This window comes from Tsukamurella ocularis, from assembly GCF_965138335.1.
GTDB classification, from domain to species: domain Bacteria; phylum Actinomycetota; class Actinomycetes; order Mycobacteriales; family Mycobacteriaceae; genus Tsukamurella; species Tsukamurella ocularis_A.
Map to the genome: position 1 here is coordinate 191,617 of NZ_CBCSDV010000002.1, position 15,439 is coordinate 207,055.

The 15,439-nt window shown below is 71.2% G+C and carries 12 protein-coding genes; 3 read left to right on the forward strand and 9 right to left on the reverse strand.

Going from position 1 to position 15,439, the window contains the following annotated elements; all coding sequences use genetic code 11:
• Positions 1–7 precede the first annotated feature (7 nt).
• Complete coding sequence (locus ACNAYW_RS03640) at positions 8–730, forward strand: aspartate/glutamate racemase family protein (protein WP_415848387.1); 723 nt, start codon at positions 8–10, stop codon at positions 728–730.
• A 401-nt stretch (positions 731–1,131) separates the two neighbouring features.
• Here the strand turns inward: ACNAYW_RS03640 and ACNAYW_RS03645 are convergent, their stop codons facing one another.
• From ACNAYW_RS03645 to ACNAYW_RS03675, 7 genes are all read right to left on the reverse strand, one after another.
• A complete protein-coding gene (locus ACNAYW_RS03645) occupies positions 1,132–1,953 on the reverse strand; it encodes a bifunctional allantoicase/(S)-ureidoglycine aminohydrolase (protein WP_415848388.1) in 822 nt (273 codons plus the stop codon).
• Complete coding sequence (locus ACNAYW_RS03650; protein WP_415848389.1) at positions 1,950–3,224, reverse strand: DUF6986 family protein; 1,275 nt, start codon at positions 3,222–3,224, stop codon at positions 1,950–1,952. The genes ACNAYW_RS03645 and ACNAYW_RS03650 overlap by 4 nt, the downstream gene beginning before the upstream one ends.
• 107 nt (positions 3,225–3,331) lie before the next feature.
• The gene (guaD, locus tag ACNAYW_RS03655; protein ID WP_415848390.1) at positions 3,332–4,615 is read right to left on the reverse strand and encodes a guanine deaminase; all 1,284 of its coding nucleotides are present in this window, start codon (positions 4,613–4,615) and stop codon (positions 3,332–3,334) included.
• On the reverse strand, positions 4,612–5,421 hold the full coding sequence (xdhC, locus tag ACNAYW_RS03660) for a xanthine dehydrogenase accessory protein XdhC (RefSeq protein ID WP_415848391.1): 810 nt from the start codon (positions 5,419–5,421) through the stop codon (positions 4,612–4,614). Before xdhC ends, guaD begins: the two co-directional genes overlap by 4 nt.
• Positions 5,422–5,428: 7 nt before the next feature.
• Entirely contained in the window at positions 5,429–7,873 is a 2,445-nt protein-coding gene (xdhB, locus tag ACNAYW_RS03665) for a xanthine dehydrogenase molybdopterin binding subunit (RefSeq protein ID WP_415848392.1), read from the reverse strand.
• A complete protein-coding gene (locus tag ACNAYW_RS03670; RefSeq protein ID WP_415848393.1) occupies positions 7,870–9,360 on the reverse strand; it encodes a xanthine dehydrogenase small subunit in 1,491 nt (496 codons plus the stop codon). The genes xdhB and ACNAYW_RS03670 overlap by 4 nt, the downstream gene beginning before the upstream one ends.
• A gap of 209 nt (positions 9,361–9,569) precedes the next feature.
• Entirely contained in the window at positions 9,570–11,051 is a 1,482-nt protein-coding gene (locus ACNAYW_RS03675; RefSeq protein WP_415848394.1) for an NCS2 family permease, read from the reverse strand.
• A 459-nt stretch (positions 11,052–11,510) separates the two neighbouring features.
• Here ACNAYW_RS03675 and ACNAYW_RS03680 point away from each other — a divergent pair, with 459 nt between their 5' ends.
• Positions 11,511–12,275: an IclR family transcriptional regulator gene (locus ACNAYW_RS03680; protein WP_415848395.1), complete on the forward strand. Its 765-nt coding sequence runs from the start codon at positions 11,511–11,513 to the stop codon at positions 12,273–12,275.
• Between the two features lie 507 nt (positions 12,276–12,782).
• On the forward strand, positions 12,783–13,724 hold the full coding sequence (locus ACNAYW_RS03685) for an NADP-dependent oxidoreductase (RefSeq protein ID WP_415848396.1): 942 nt from the start codon (positions 12,783–12,785) through the stop codon (positions 13,722–13,724).
• Positions 13,725–13,726: 2 nt separating this feature from the next.
• Here ACNAYW_RS03685 and ACNAYW_RS03690 read toward each other — a convergent pair whose 3' ends face one another.
• Together ACNAYW_RS03690 and ACNAYW_RS03695 are read right to left on the reverse strand one after the other, a co-directional pair.
• Entirely contained in the window at positions 13,727–14,902 is a 1,176-nt protein-coding gene (locus ACNAYW_RS03690) for an alpha/beta hydrolase-fold protein (RefSeq protein ID WP_415848397.1), read from the reverse strand.
• Positions 14,899–15,423 (reverse strand): hypothetical protein, encoded by a 525-nt coding sequence (locus ACNAYW_RS03695; RefSeq protein ID WP_415848398.1) that lies wholly within the window; start codon positions 15,421–15,423, stop codon positions 14,899–14,901. Before ACNAYW_RS03695 ends, ACNAYW_RS03690 begins: the two co-directional genes overlap by 4 nt.
• Positions 15,424–15,439: the final 16 nt, after the last annotated feature.

A 15,439-nucleotide genomic window follows, 5' to 3' on the forward strand; every position in this document is an offset into this window, starting at 1 on the left:
TACCCCGATGCGCATCCTCGTCGCCAACGTCAACACCACCGAGTCCATGACGGCCGCGATCGCCGAATCCGCGCGCTCCGCCGCAGCGCCCGGCACCGAGATCGTCGGGATCACGCCGCGTTTCGGCGCGGACTCGTGCGAGGGCAACTTCGAGTCCTATCTCGCGGCCATCGCCGTCATGGACGCCATCACCCGCTACGAGGGCCCGTACGACGCCGTGATCCAGGCCGGGTACGGCGAACACGGGCGGGAGGGCCTGCAGGAGCTGCTGGAGGTGCCCGTCGTGGACATCACCGAGGCCGCCGCCTCGACCGCGATGTACCTGGGGCACAAGTACTCCGTGGTGACCACGCTCGACCGCACGGTCCCGCTGATCGAGGATCGGCTCAAGCTGGCCGGGCTCGACGCCCGGTGCGCCTCCGTGCGCGCCTCGGGCCTCGGCGTGCTGGAGCTCGAGTCCGACCCCGAGCGCGCCGTCGACGCCATCGTCGCGCAGGCCCGGGAGGCCGTCGAGCGCGACCACGCCGAGGTGATCTGCCTGGGCTGCGGCGGCATGGCCGAGCTGGAGGAGAAGGTCTCCGCTGCGACGGGCGTCCCCATCGTGGACGGTGTGCGGTCCGCCGTGACGATCGCCGAGGGGCTCGTGCGCATGGGGCTGAAGACCTCCAAGGTCCGCACGTACGCCACCCCGCGGCCCAAGGTCGTGACGGGCTGGCCCATCGCCCGCTGACGCGGGCGGTGCACGCGCGCACGACAGACCGACTCACCGGCGCAGCGGTGCGTCCGGCCGGGTGTCCGACGGAGCCGGTCCCGCAGTCGCCGGACGCGCGCTGGTCTTCGCACCGTCGGGCATGCCCGACGGTGCGGCCCGCTCCCGCGGGGACTTCGGACTCGACATCGGGTTGCAACCCGTACCTCGGTGAAAACCTCCCGCGGGAGAGCGGCACTGGCGTTCAGCCGGGCCGTGGACCCTCATATCGCGTGTGGCCGTGCCGTGCCGGAGTGGGACCCAGGCGGCGCGGTTCGCGACCGAGGCGCCGACCGGGCCGTTGCTCACCCGGTGACGCACCCGGGCTCAGAGAACGACGGTGCCCCTCCCGGAATCGGGAGGGGCACCGTCGTATCGGCGTCCTACAGGACGATCTGGCGGTTGACGTCCTTGTAGAGCAGGTACCGGAAGTTCGACGGTCCGCCGGCGTAGCAGGCCTGGGGGCAGAAGGCGCGCAGCGACATGTAATCGCCCTCCTGCACCTCGACCCAGTCGCCGTTGAGGCGGTACACGGCCTTGCCCTCGAGGACGTACAGCCCGTGTTCCATCACGTGCGTCTCCGCGAACGGGATCGACGCGCCCGGCTCGAACGTCACGATGTTGCAGTGCATGTCGTACGCGAGGTCCTGCGGATCCAGGATCCGGGTGGTGCGCCACTTGTTGTCGGTGCCCGGCATGGGCGAGGGCTCGATGTCGCGCTCGTTGCCGACCGCGACGCGGGGGGTGTGCCCGGCGAGCGGCTCGTAGCGCTTGCGGATCCACTGGAAGACGGCGGCGCCGTCGGCGGTGTTCGCGACCGACCAGGGGGTGCCGGCGGGGATGTAGGCGTAGCCGCCCTCGGTGAGCGTGTGCGCCTCGCCGTCGATGGTCACCTGCAGCGCGCCCTGGGTGACGAGCAGGAAGCTCTGCACCTCGGCCTGGGGCTCCGGAGCCTCCGAGCCGCCGCCGGGCGAGACCTCGACGATGGACTGCGCGAACGTGGTCGACCCGCCGGCGACGGGCCGGTTGAGGACCCACGCGCGGGTGTTCGTCCAGCCGGGGAAGACCGACGTCACGATGTCGCGCATGACGCCGCGCGGGATCACCGTGTAGGCCTCCGTCACGATCGCGCGATCCGTGAGCAGGTCCGTCTGCGGCGGATGGCCGCCCTGCGGCGAGTAGTAGACGGGTGCGGACGAGCTCATCGGGTCTCCTCGGACTGGATGGTGGTGGAGCGGTTCAGGGCGAGGTCGCGCACCGTCTCGACGGCGACCTCGGCGGCCGACGCGACCTCGGCGGCGGTGACCGCCCCGCAGGTCACGCCGCGATGGATGAAGGACGCGAGCGCGCGGGCCGTGGCAGGCTCGTCGAGGATCGCGGAATCGATGCGGTGCACGTAGTTCCGCAGCCGCGTCGCGGCGGCGGGGAAGCCGTCGCGGTAGAAGGCGTAGGTCGCCAGGAAGCGGGTGACGAGCTGTGCCGGGTGCAAGTCCCAGCCCTGGTAGATGCCGCGCTCGAGGTGACGTCGGACGAGACGGGCGTGCAGCCGCCAGGCGTCGGCCACATGGGCGGGGTCGCCGATCGGCAGGATGTTGGTCGAGCCGTCCGACATGTGCACGCCCGTGCCGGCTATCGCGAGCTGCATGACGTTCTTGGCGTGGTCCGCGGCCGGGTGCTCCATCGACTGGTACTGCGCGGCGATGCCGAGCGAGGCGGAGTAGTCGTACGTGCCGTAGTGCAGCGAGGTCACCCGGCCGTCGGCGGCGTGCAGCAGCGTCGTGACGGGCGCCGTGCCGTCGGCGCCGAGGATCACCTGCGGGGTCTCGACCTGCACCTCGAACCGGAGCCGGCGTTCGTCCAGGCCCAGGGCCTCCTCGAGCGCCCGGCTGGCGGCGACCATCGCCTCGACCTGGCCGACCGTGGTGACCTTCGGCAGCGTGATGGTCAGGCCCTGGGGCAGGGGGCCGCCGGCGGCGAGGCCGCTGACGAACAGGTCGAGGGTCCGCAGGCCGCGGGCGCGGACGGGAGCCTCCAGACACTTGAACCGGATGCCGACGAAGGGCGGTGCGGAGCCCCCGCGGACTGCGGCCGCGACGGCTTCGACGGCGCGGGCGACGTCGGCGTCCTCCGCCTCGTCGCCGCGATCGCCGTAGCCGTCCTCGAAGTCGAGTCGGAGGTCCTCGATCGGCTCGTCGGTCAGCTTGCGCCGCACCAGGTCCGGAAGATCGGGGTCGTCCAGGCCGACGGTGCGCGCGACCTCCGCGAGGCCGCCCGCGGCGTCCGCCGCCGCGAGGGCCTGCTCGCCCCACTCCTGTGCGGTCGTGGGGGTGAACCGGTCCGCCGGCAGGTAGACGGTGTGCACCGGCTGGCGGCGGCCGTCGTCGCCCGGATAGCCCCGGGCCAGGAGGTCGTCAGTGGCGGCCAGCCGACGCTCGATCGCGGCCAGGGCGTCGTCGGTGAGCGAGCGGCTGGGCATGGGACCTCCGTCTGAAGTGAATGGAAAAGTAATTCCGTATGGTGGAGTCTACGCGGGTTCTGTGCTCCACACAAGGATTTTCGCGACGTGGTCCCCGACGCTGCGGGTTACGCGGCCACCTCGTCGCCACCGATCCACACGCGCACGACGTCGTTCGGCGTGGCGAGGGAGAAGATCTTCGCGAGGGCGTTCTCGGCGGACTCGGCGTGCCGCAGACACACGTCGAGCGGACAGCCGGCCGACGGCCGCACCAGGATCGCATCGAACTCGCGCCCGACGGACAGGTCGCCCACCTCGTCGAGCCCCAGGGCGGTCGCGCCGGCCCGGGTCGCGAGGTGCAGCAGGTGCGCCGCGGTGAGGGGGACGCCGTCCCCCTGCAGGAGCTGCTGCATGAAGTAGGCCTGCAGGCCCTCCTTGAACAGCGAGAAGCCGCTGCCCGCACCCACATCCGTGCCGAGGGCGACCTGGACGCCGTGATCGAGATGCCGGCGCAGCGGGAAGGAGCCGCTGGCGAGGGCCGAGTTGGACGTCGGGCAGTGGGCGACGGAGGCGCCGGTCGACGCCATCAGGGCCAGCTCGGAGTCGGACGGGTGGGCGTTGTGGGCGAGGACGGAGCGCTCGTGGATCAGTCCGTGCCGGTGATAGGTGTCGAGGTAGTTCGCCGAACCCGGGAACTGCTCGATGACCGCCGCGATCTCCGCGGGGTTCTCGTTGACGTGCGAGGTGAACCAGAGTCCGGGGACGTCCTCGATGAGCGCCGCGCCGCTCGCCAGCATCTCGGGCGACGTCGAGTACGAGAATCGCGGCGTGACGGCGTAGCGGAGTCGACGGTGCCCGTGCCAGCGCTCCGCGAGTTTGCGGCCCTCGTCGTAGGACCGCTCCGGGGTGCTCAGCAGCGGCTCCGGGAGGTTCCGGTCGCTGGTGACCAGTCCCGCGGTGACCCGCACCCCGACGCGGTCGGCCTCCGTGAACAGCGCATCGACGGCATCGGCGAAGTGCGAGCCGAAGACCAGCGCGGTCGTGGTGCCGGCGGCGGTGAGGCCGGTGAGGAACTCCTGCGCGACGGTGCGGGCGTACTCCGTGTCGGCGAGCTTGCACTCCTCGGGCAGTGCGCACTGATCGAGCCAGTCCAGTAGCGGCATGCCCAGCCCGCCGATCGCGCGGATCTGGGGGTAGTGGACGTGCGTGTCCACCATGCCGGGCAGCAGCACGCCGTCGCGCAGGTCCACGACCTCCGCCGTCGGGCGGCGGTCCGCGACGGCCCGGAAGTCGCCGCGGTCGACGATGACGCCGTCCTCGACGGCCAGCCCCGCGTCGTCGGCCGCGCGGAGTGCGCCACCCGTGAACGGGTCGTCGGGGGTGTCCAGGACGCGGCAGCGGTAGATGATCATGCGGGGTCTCCTTGAGCGAGGGCGGGAAAGCGGGTGAGCAGGTCCGCGGCCACACTCACGGCGATGGTCGCCGGGTGCTTGCCGCCCAGGGTGCTCAGCCCGATGGGGGATTGGATGGTGTCGATGGTCGGTGCGTCGTGTCCGGCGTCGGCGAGCATGGCGCGGAACCGGGTCCACTTCGCGGCCGAGCCGATCAGCCCGACGCTGCCGAGACCGGCGGTGCGCAGCACCTGGTCGCAGAGGCTGAAGTCCTCGGCGTGGTCGTGGGTCATGATGAGCACGTGGCAGCCCTGCGGCAGGTCCTCCAGGACCTCCTCGGGCAGCATCGAGTGCCGGAGGTGCACGGTCGCCTCGCCGGGTTCCAGGGCCCGCGCGGCGTCGATCTGCTCGGGACGTGAGTCGGTGAGGTACAGCTCGACGTCGTGGCGGGAGAGGATGCGCGCGAGTTCGAGGCCCACGTGGCCGACCCCGAAGATCGCGACGGCCGGTACCACCGGCAGCGGTTCGAACAAGAGGACCACCTCGCCTCCGCAGCATTGGCGCCCGTGCCGGTTGCGGGCCTTGTCGTTCAGTCGCAGGGTGACGGTCTCGGGGGCCGTGACAGCGTCGCGCAGCATCTCCCGGGCCCGGTCGATGGCCGTCAGTTCCAGGTTGCCGCCGCCGATCGTGCCGAATTCGCCGTCGGCGGTGGCGATCATCTTGGCGCCCGCCTCCCGCGGTGCGTGCCCGCGGACCCCGATCTGCGTGATCAGGACCGCGGGGACGCGCTGCCGGCGCAGGCGGGCGGCGTCGCCCAGCCAGGTCATGGCGGACTCAGCCGAGCGGGGCGGGAGCCGTCGGCGCCGGCACGGATCCGGCCACCGGAACCGCGGTCCGACGGTGCCCGTTCCCCTCCGGCCCGGCCGGGGCGGGCGCGGGCGTCGGCGCCGCGGCGCGCGCGGCCTCGACCGCCCAGTACACGGCCTCCGGCGTCGCGGGGGAGGCCAGCTCGACGGAGGTCCCGGGCGGGCCGAAGGCGGCGGCCGCCTGGCGCAGGGCCTCGCGGACGGAGAAGGCGAGCATGAGCGGCGGTTCGCCGACGGCCTTCGATCCGTACACCGCACCGTCCTCGTGCGCTTTGTCCAGCAACGAGACTCGGAAGTCCGGTGGCATCTCCGAGAAGCTCGGCAGCTTGTAGGTGCTGGCCGACTGCGTGAGCAGCCTGCCTCGCGTGGGACGGTCGCTCTTGTCCCAGCGGAGATCCTCGAGGGTGAGCCATCCGGCGCCCTGGACGAAGCCGCCCTCGATCTGCCCGATGTCGATCATGGGGGAGAGCGAGTCGCCCACGTCGTGCACGATGTCCACGCGCCGCAGGCGGTAGGCGCCGGTGAAGCCGTCCACCTCGACCTCGCTGGCGGCCACGCCGTAGGCGAAGTACTTGAAGGGCTCGCCCTGCATCGCTTTTGCGTCCCAGTGCAGGCCCTCGGTGCGGTAGTAGCCCGAGGCGGACAACTGCACGCGCTGGAAGTAGGCGGCGTGCACCACTTCCTCCCACGTGAGCGTCTGCGCGGACGCGCCGAGCCCGCTGATCGCGCCGTCGCTGAACCGCACGTCCGAGGGGTTCGTGCCGATGAGCGATGCGGCGACGGCCGCGAGGCGGTCCCGGATCTGTTCGCACGCGTTCTTCACGGCGCCGCCGTTGAGGTCCGCGCCCGAGCTGGCGGCCGTGGCGGAGGTGTTGGGCACCTTGTCCGTCCGGGTCGGCGCGAGCCGGACCCGCGACAACGGCACGCCCAGCGTCGTCGCGGCCACCTGCAGCATCTTGGTGTGCAGGCCCTGCCCCATCTCGGTGCCGCCGTGATTGATCAGCACCGACCCGTCCTTGTAGACGAGCACCAGTGCGCCGGCCTGGTTGAACGCGGTGAGGTTGAAGGAGATTCCGAACTTCACCGGGGTCAGCGCCAGGGCCCGCTTGACGTGCGGATGCGCCGCGTTGAACGCGGCGATCTCGGCCTCGCGCGCCTCGACCTCGCCCGCATCGACGACCTGCTCCCAGGCGGTGCGGACGCGGTCGGCGTGCCGCACGGGCTGGCCGTACGGCGTGGTCTGGCCGTCGCCGTAGAAGTTTCGGCGCCGCAGTTCGCGCGCGGGCACGCCGAGGCGCGGGGCGCACGTGCCGAGGATGTCCTCGATGACGAGCATGCCCTGCGGTCCACCGAATCCGCGGAACGCGGTCTGCGAGGTCTTGTGGCACTTGGCGATCCGACCGTGGACCGCGATGTTCGGGATCCAGTAGGCGTTGTCGATGTGGCACAGGGCGCGGGCGAGCACCGGCTCGGAGAGGTCGAGACTCCACCCGCCGTCAGCGGTCAGCGTGGATTCCAGGGCGGTGATGCGCCCGTCGGCGTCGAAGCCGACGCGCCAGGCGGCGTGGAAGCCGTGCCGCTTGCCGGACATGGTCATGTCCTGGGTGCGGTCCAGGCGCAGCCGCACCGGGCGACCCGTGAGCGTGGCGCCGAGGGCGGCGATGGCGGCGAAGCCGTGCGGCTGCATCTCCTTACCGCCGAAGGCGCCGCCCATGCGTAGACACTGCACCGTGACGGCGTTGCTGGGCAGGCCCAGCACGTGCGCCACGATGTCCTGCGTCTCCGACGGATGCTGGGTGCTGGACTGGACGAAGATCTGGCCGCTCTCGTCCACCTGGGCGAGGGAGGCGTGCGTCTCCAGGTAGAAGTGCTCCTGGCCCGCGAACTCGAACTCGCCGCTGAAGACGTGCGCCGCCTCGGCGAATCCGGCCTCGAGGTCGCCTCGGCGCACCGTCGGGCGGGCGCCGTGGAAGCTCTCCGCGGCGATGGCGTCGCCGACGGCGATGAGCGAGGGGAGCGGTTCCAGGTCGAGCCGCACCGCGGCGGCGCCCAGGCGCGCGGCTTCGAGGGTCTCGCCGAGCACCCAGCACACGGCGTGCCCGTAGAACATCACCTCGTTCTCGGGGAACAGGGGCTCGTCGTGCTTGACGCCGGCGTCGTTGACGCCGGGGACGTCGGCCGCGGTCAGGACGCGGACGACGCCCGGAACGCGGAGCGCCGGTTCGACGTCGATCGAGACGATGCGGGCGTGGGCGCAGTTCGACTGGACGGGATGGGCGTGCAGGGCGCCGGGGGTGCGGCCGACGAGGTCGTCCGTGTACAGGGCTGCTCCGGTCACGTGGAGAGTGGCGCTCTCGTGCGGGACGTCCTGCCCGACGACGGGATTCGCGGGACGTTCGGACAGGTGGCTCATGACAGCTCCCCTCGAGCCGTGATGTCGGTGAACAGCTTCTCGAGCGAGCGGCCGAGCATGGCGGTGCGGTAGCGGCCGGAGGCGCGGTGATCGTCCATGGGGGTCCCCTCGGCGCTGAGCACCGCGGCGGCGTCGCGCACGGTGGCCTCGGACCAGGGGCGCCCGATGAGGGCCTGCTCGGTGGTGGTGGCGCGCAGCGGCGTCGCGGCGACGCCGCCGAGCCCGATCGCGGCGCGGGTGACCGTTCCGGCCTCCACGGTCAGCGCGAAGGCGACCGCGACGCTGGAGATGTCGTCGAAACGCCGCTTGGCGATCTTGTGGAACGCGGTGACGGGACTCAGCGGCAGCGGGATGCGAATCGCCTTGATGAGCTCGTCGGGGCGGCGCACCGTCGCGCGGTAACCGGTGAAGTAGTCGGCGAGTGCGACGGTGCGCTCCCCGCCGCGGGAGGCGAGCACGAGGCGGGCGTCCAGCGCGAGCAGCGCGGGCGGGGTGTCGCCGATCGGCGATCCCGTCCCGAGGTTGCCGCCCAGCGTCGCGGCGTTGCGGATCAGCCGCGAGGCGAACTGCGGGAAGGTCTGCGCGAGCAGCGGCACGCGGCCGCCGAGGCGGCGCTCGATCTCCGACAGCGTGAGCGCCGCTCCGATCTCGAGTTCGTCGTGTTCCCAGCGCAACTCGCGGAGCTCCGGCAGGCGGTCGATGGCGACGACGAAGGGTTCCCGGCGCCCCTTGAGGTTCACGTCGACGCCGAAGTCGGTGGATCCGGCGACGAGGACTGGGGGCTCCTCGCCGGCGAGGAGTTCGAGGACGTCGTCGAGGGCCGCGGGCCGGACGAAACGTCCCTGCGGGCCCGAGACCGTCGTGGGCGCGGCCGCGGGGGCCGGCGTCGTGCGGCGGGCGGCGAGGGGATCGTCGGCCCCGGGCTCCGCGGGGAGGCCGTAGGCCGCGTCCTTGATCGGCCGATAGCCGGTGCAGCGGCAGAGGTTTCCGGAGAGCGAGTGCAGGTCGAAGCCGTTGGAGCCGTGCTCCTCGTCGTGTCCGCCGCAGGCGCCGCCTTCGCCGGCTGCTGCGCCGGACGGGGCTCGATCGGGGCGGTAGAACTCGGCTGCCATGCTGCAGACGAAGCCGGGAGTGCAGTAGCCGCACTGGGAGCCGCCCCGCAGCGCCATCGCGGTCTGCACGGGGTGCAGGTCGTCGGGCCCGCCGAGTCCCTCGGAGGTGATCACCTCCTGGCCGGCCAGGGCGGCGGCGGGGGTGAGGCAGGCGTTGATCGCGGTCCACCGGGTGCGGTCGTCCGCAGTGTCGGCGTCCCCCGGACGGGCGACGAGGATCGAGCAGGCGCCGCATTCCCCCTCGGCGCAGCCCTCCTTGGCCCCGGTGAGGCCTTGATCGCGCAGCCAGTCGAGGGCACTCGTGTGCGCCGGGCCGGTGAAGGGTCGGGATCGACCGTTCACGGTCACATGACATCCGGTCAGCGTTTCGGTCACCGCTGCATCCCTACTGAACCGCGGCACGCGGTTCCGACAGGCATGGTTTGCGAGGCTGAGCTGGACCGCTGGTTTTCCATGCGAACACGATCCAGTGCATTTCATAGTACGTGATGGGGGTCACATCTGGAAAGGGATTTCGGAATCTTCTTTCCGCATCACGGAGTTGCAGGATGGGGTTGTCTGGCTGGCTCCTGCGTCGTTGCAGGTCAGCCTCCGATCAGCGTGGTGATGGGTCCTCGGACGAAGTACAGGATGAAGCCGACCGAGACCGCCCACAGTAGCCAGTGCGACTTCTCGTCGCGACCGCTGAGGACGCTCAGGAGCGCCCAGGTGATGAAGCCCACGCCGATGCCGTTGGCGATCGAGTAGGTCAGCGGCATGGTGACGATGGTGAGGAAGGCGGGCAGCGCCACCGAGAAGTGGGTGAAGTCGATCTCCCGGATCTGCGCGACCATCATCGATCCGACGACCACCAGTGCCGCCGCGCCGACCTCCATCGGGATCACGCCGATGAGCGGCGCGAAGAACATCGAGCCCAGGAACAGGACTCCGGTGACGCAGGCCGCGAGCCCGGTACGTGCGCCCTCCGCGATACCGGCCGCGGAGTCGACGAAGACGGTGTTCGACGAGCCGGACGACGCGCCGCCGGCGACCGCGCCGAGGCCCTCGACCACGAAGGCGGAGCGGATCCGGGGGAAGGTTCCGTCCGCCTGGCCGACGCCCGCCTGACGGGCCAGGCCCGTCATCGAGCCCATGGCGTCGAAGAAGTTGGTGAAGACCAGCGTGAACACGAGCATCGTGGCCGCGAGCGCGCCGACCCGCTCGAAGGCGCCGAACAGGTCGAACTGGCCGATCAGGCCGAAGTCGGGGAGGGCGACGATCTGACTCGGCAGTTCGGGTGCGCTGAGGTTCCAGCCCTTGGGGTCCGGGTGGTTCGGGTCGCCGACGGTGCCGAGCTTCGCGAAGTGCTGGATGACGATCGCCGCGAGGGTGGCCACGATCATGCCGATGAGGATGGCGCCCGGCACGCGGCGCGAGACGAGGACCGCGATCAGCAGCAGGGCGAAGATGAAGACGGCCGTGGGGATCGCGTCGATCGATCCGTCGTGGCCGAGCTGCACCGGCGGGCCCGCGGGCGTCCGCGTGACGAAGCCCGAGTTCACGAAGCCGATGAAGGCGATGAAGAGGCCGATGCCGACGGTGATCGCCGTCTTCAGCTCGGCGGGTACGGCGCGGAAGATCGCGGTCCGGATGCCCGTGGCGCCCAGCACGACGATGATGACGCCGTTGATGATCACCAGGCCCATCGCCTCGGGCCACGTGACGTCCTTGACCACTGCCACCGCGAGGAACGAGTTCATGCCGAGGCCGGCGGCGAGCGCGAACGGCAGTCGCGCGACGAGGCCGAACAGGATCGTGATGACGCCCGCCGTCAGGCCGGTCACCGCCGTGACCTGCACGAATCCGAGCTTGTTCTCGAGCGCGTCGGACGAGCTGCTGAGGATGAGCGGATTGAGCACGACGATGTACGCCATGGCGACGAAGGTGACGAGTCCGCCCCGGATCTCCCTGGGGATCGTCGACCCGCGGCGGGTGATCTCGAAGAAGCGGTCCAGGAACGGCGAGCTGGCGCTCGGGGGAGCTTCGACGCGTTCGTCGGCCCCGCTCTGCTCTTGCTGGCTGGTCATGATGGTCCTCTCGGTCCGGAACGCCGGGCACGGGCCCGTCGCGTTCAGGCGCTCCGGGGAGCGATGTACAGATGGGGATGATCGAAGACGATGCGTGGTGGCGATCGTGCGGGGCTCCGCAGATGTGCGTTCCGCCCATCGGAAATGTGATTCCGATCACGTCGAGTGAAGCACGCACCTCAAGGGCTGTCAAGAAGAAGTTGTCCACGGTTCTCGGCGACTTCCGCCGTGCGACAACGCTTGCCGCTCGGGCGGGCCGGATCGAGCGACGTTCTGTCGAGTCGCACTGGCCGAGGACGCTTCCGTATCGTGGCGCAGAAGTTTCGGTCGACAGGCATGGTTCGGCGGCGTCGTCGACGGTGGAGTGAAATCAATACCGCAATACGGAACGCAAGATGGAATGGTGCGCGTACCGTCGGGATTGGAACAGCAAACGACCAGACGTCCGGGGAGGCGATCATGGCGGGGAAATCCACGTCCGGCGTGCAGTCGGTGGAGCGCGCGTTCGAGCTGCTCGAGCTCATGGGGCGCGCCGGCGGCGAGTGCTCGCTCAGCGAACTGTCGGCCGGCACGCCGCTGCCCCCGCCGACGATTCACCGCCTGCTGAGGACGCTCGTGGGGATCGGGTACGTCCGGCAACTGCCCAACCGGCGCTACGCGCTCGGGCCGCGGTTGATCCGGCTCGGCGAGGTCGCCAACCGCCAACTCGGCGCCGTCGCCGTGCCCGTGCTGCAGGCCCTGGTCGACGAGCTCGAGGAGACCGCGAGCCTCGCGGTGCTCGACGGCGACATGGTGATCTACACCGGGCAGGTGCCGTCGCAGCACAGCATGCGTACCAACAACGAGGCCGGGCGCCGCGTCAACCTGCACAACAGCGGGGTCGGCAAGGCGGTGCTCGCCGAACTCGACGACGCCCGGATCGTCAAGCTCATCGGGCAGGCCGGGATCCCCGCGCCGACCCCGAACAGTGTCAGCACGCTGTCCGGCGTGTTCGCCGAGGTCGAGAAGGTCCGCGCGCGGGGCTACTCGATCGACGACGAGGAGCAGGAGGTGGGCGTGCGCTGCTACGCCATGGCGGTGCCCGGCGCGCCGACCCCGATGGCCGTCGGCATCTCCGGCCCCGTCTCCCGCCTGAGCGACGACTTCGTCGACCGTGCGATCCCCGCCCTCGAACGCGCCACCGGCATCATCTCCGACGCCCTCATCGGCGCCCGGGAGATCTGAGTCGCTCCTTCGGCGCGGAACGTGTGCGCGCGGGATCAGTTCGGATCCGCGTCGGTGCCGCGCCCCCAGAGGATCCGTGCGGTCCGGCTACGGGGCCTCGCTCGTCGAGCGGACCGTGCCGAGGCGCGGAGACGGCCCATCGTGCGACGGACGGGTGCGAACGTCCCCGCGAAGATCGCTGTCGTGACGGCCGCCATCGCGAAGAGGACGACCGAGACCGCCAACGCGGCGCGTCCGTCCCCGGATCGCTTGTGGCTCATCCGGTCGTACGACATCGGCGTGCCGACGCTGATGCTCCCGTTCTCGCGGAGAACCCTGAGTTCCCGAGGCGCCTCGCCGGCGCGGACGAGATCCTCGACGTCCGTCGAGCGTGAGCGGTCGACGACGAGGCACGTGTCGCCTCGATGCATCTCCCGTCTCCGCGAGGACAGCGTAGGTGTGTACGCCGATTTCCGTCCCGATGAGCCGAACCGGAATGGACCGAGGCCGGGCGCGGTTGGGTAGAGCATGGCGAAAACAGTAGTGGCACAGGCGTTCGGAGGGCCGGAGGTCCTCGCGGTGATCGAGCGGGAGCTGCCCGCTCCGGGCCCGGGCGAGGTGGTCGTCGAATTCCGGGCGATCGGCGTCAACCCCATCGACTACAAGCTCTACAGCGGAGCGTACGGCGACGACCCGTCGACGCTGCCGCAACCGGTCGGGAGCGAGGGCGCCGGGGTGGTGACCGCCGTCGGCCCCGACCCGGTGGGGCCTCGGGGGCCGATCTCCGTCGGCGATGAGGTCGTCGTCTACCGGGGCAACGGTGTCTACGCCTCGGCCGCGATCCAACCGGCGCAGGCGGTGCTGCCGAAGCCGGCGGGGGTGAGCTGGGAGGACGCGGCAGGGCTCCTGCTCACGGGCGCCACCGCGTGGGATGCGATCGAGCGCATCGGCGTCGCTGCGGGCGACACCGTACTGATCCACGGCGCCGCCGGCGGGGTCGGCCTGCTGGCCGTGCAACTCGCGCGGCTGCGCGGCGCCACGGTGATCGGTACGGCGCGCGCGGCGAACCACGAGTACCTCCGCGGCCTCGGAGCGATCCCCGTCGAGTACGGCGACGGACTGGCGGAACGCGTGCGCGCGGCCGCGCCGGAGGGCGTGAGCGCGGCCATCGACACGGTCGGCACCGACGAGGCGGCGGATGTATCCCTCACGCTCGTCGCCGACCGGAAGCGGATCGTCACGATCGCGGGGTTCGGCCGCGCCGCGCAGGACGGCTTCCGCGCGATCGGTGGGCCCGACCCGGACAGTGCCCGCATCCGCGACGAGGCCCGTGGACCGCTGCTCGACCTCGCAGGCGAGGGGAAGCTGGTGAACGCGGTCGCGAAGACCTTCCCCCTCGCCGACGCCGCGCGCGCCCACACCGAATTGCAAGCGGCGCACCCGATCGGGAAGTTCATCCTGATCCCGTAGTACTACGGCGTGGCCGCCAGATGTGCGAGAAGGTGAGCGGCCCACTGGACCTCGTCGTGTCCGCCGGAGTAGACGGTGTGCTCGACGAGGTGGCCCGCGGCCTGGGCCGTCGTGGCCAGATCGCGCACGCCCGGCGTGAGTTCCTCCTCGAAGGCCCCGGACGCCAGACGGATCGAGAACGCGCCGGGCGGGCACCGGCTGACCAGATCATGGACCCAGGTCTGCCGCGCAGTGACGTCCGCCGGGCGGCCGATGATGCCGGGGCGCCACCACACCGAGGGCGAGTAGGTGAGGACCTCGTCGACGAGATCGGGGTTCCGCGCTGCGAACGCGAGTGCTGCGAGGCCACCCAGGCTCTGACCGGCGACCACCACCCGGCCCGAGCCGATCCGATGACGCGCGTCGGGGACCGCCTGCGCCTCCATCGCTTCGAACAGGCCGTCGTGGGCGCTGAGAAACCGGAGGCGCGCAGCGGGATCGGCGGGGGAGTCGATCCCGAGGACGGCGCACCGTCGGCCCGCGGCGGCGAGGACGTCCGGCAGGCGGAACCGGTCGAACCAGGAGTCCGCGTCGAAGACGACGAGCAGATCCGCTGGTACCGGCCCGCGTGGCACGGCGAGCCGGTACCGCACCGAAACCGGGCCCACATCGACGGTGCGGTCGACCACGGTCGACGCGACGGCCGCCGGCGACGTCCAGGCATCGACTCCGGGCGCAGCAGGGCCCGCAAGGACCGATCCGAAAGGCGACCCCGCGGCGGCGGTCGCGTTCTCCGGATCGACCTCCGCGAAGCGCAGCAACTCGCGCGGTGGGGGCACCTGCTGTTGCCCTGGTTGACCCGCTGAGAGCGGCAGGAACCGATACGTGGCGAGGACGTCGCGGGGAACGGTGAGCTCGGCGAACCACAGTCCGCCGCCGCGCGGTCGCATCATGCCGCGATCGATATGCCCCTTGTCGGTCAGCCGGTTCACCCACAGGTACACGCCGCTGGGCGGATCACCGGATTCTTCGTGCCACACGAACAGCGCCCGCACCAGCTGCGGATCGCTCGGGTGATCGGTGATGACTGGGTTGCCGATCGCGCGCGGTGCCGCCGGCTCCTCCCCGGGGATCGGATCCGCTCCGCCGGTGACGCTGCGACGCCCCGTTTCCGTGGTTCGCGGCGGGTAGTCGCTCACGCGGGACGGGCTGCCTGTGCGGAGTCATCGCGCGATCGACGTGCGCCGCGACGGATCGCGTAGGCCCCGAGGAACGCCCCTGCTCCCGCAGCGCTGAGGACGACGGCGCCGAAGGTGTCGTTCGACTTCTCGTTCTTCCGGATGCTCCGGGTGCGCGCGTAGTCGTACGGGAAGGGTGCGGTGTAGCTGCCGCGCGAGACCGCGATCCGCTGCACGTCGACGTCGGTGACCGGTGCCGCATCGGTGGGCGCGAACAACTCGAACGTCGCCCTCCCCTTGGTGAGGACCGCCCAACAGGTATCCGACGGCCCCATGAGACGCCCCTCGCAGCGCACCGGCTCGCCGAACCCGCGGACGACGTTCGTCCCCATCGTGATCGCGCCCCAGGTGGCGAGGACGCCGATCACGATCGCCAGCACCGGCAGCACCTTCGCAGCGAGGCGGTCGTTCTCCGCCGCGAGCTCAGCGCGATAGGCCTGCGCCTCGTCGCTGCCCTCGTCCGCCCTGTCGAACACCCCCACGCCGCCAGCGTAATAC

What these genes read in the sequence shown, in the direction of transcription:
- ACNAYW_RS03640 (WP_415848387.1), top strand. Translation starts at nt 8, where the DNA reads ATGCGCATCCTCGTCGCCAACGTCAACACCACCGAGTCCATGACGGCC.
- ACNAYW_RS03645 (WP_415848388.1), bottom strand. Translation starts at nt 1,953, where the DNA reads ATGAGCTCGTCCGCACCCGTCTACTACTCGCCGCAGGGCGGCCATCCG.
- ACNAYW_RS03650 (WP_415848389.1), bottom strand. Translation starts at nt 3,224, where the DNA reads ATGCCCAGCCGCTCGCTCACCGACGACGCCCTGGCCGCGATCGAGCGT.
- guaD (WP_415848390.1), bottom strand. Translation starts at nt 4,615, where the DNA reads ATGATCATCTACCGCTGCCGCGTCCTGGACACCCCCGACGACCCGTTC.
- xdhC (WP_415848391.1), bottom strand. Translation starts at nt 5,421, where the DNA reads ATGACCTGGCTGGGCGACGCCGCCCGCCTGCGCCGGCAGCGCGTCCCC.
- xdhB (WP_415848392.1), bottom strand. Translation starts at nt 7,873, where the DNA reads ATGAGCCACCTGTCCGAACGTCCCGCGAATCCCGTCGTCGGGCAGGAC.
- ACNAYW_RS03675 (WP_415848394.1), bottom strand. Translation starts at nt 11,051, where the DNA reads ATGACCAGCCAGCAAGAGCAGAGCGGGGCCGACGAACGCGTCGAAGCT.
- ACNAYW_RS03680 (WP_415848395.1), top strand. Translation starts at nt 11,511, where the DNA reads ATGGCGGGGAAATCCACGTCCGGCGTGCAGTCGGTGGAGCGCGCGTTC.
- ACNAYW_RS03685 (WP_415848396.1), top strand. Translation starts at nt 12,783, where the DNA reads ATGGCGAAAACAGTAGTGGCACAGGCGTTCGGAGGGCCGGAGGTCCTC.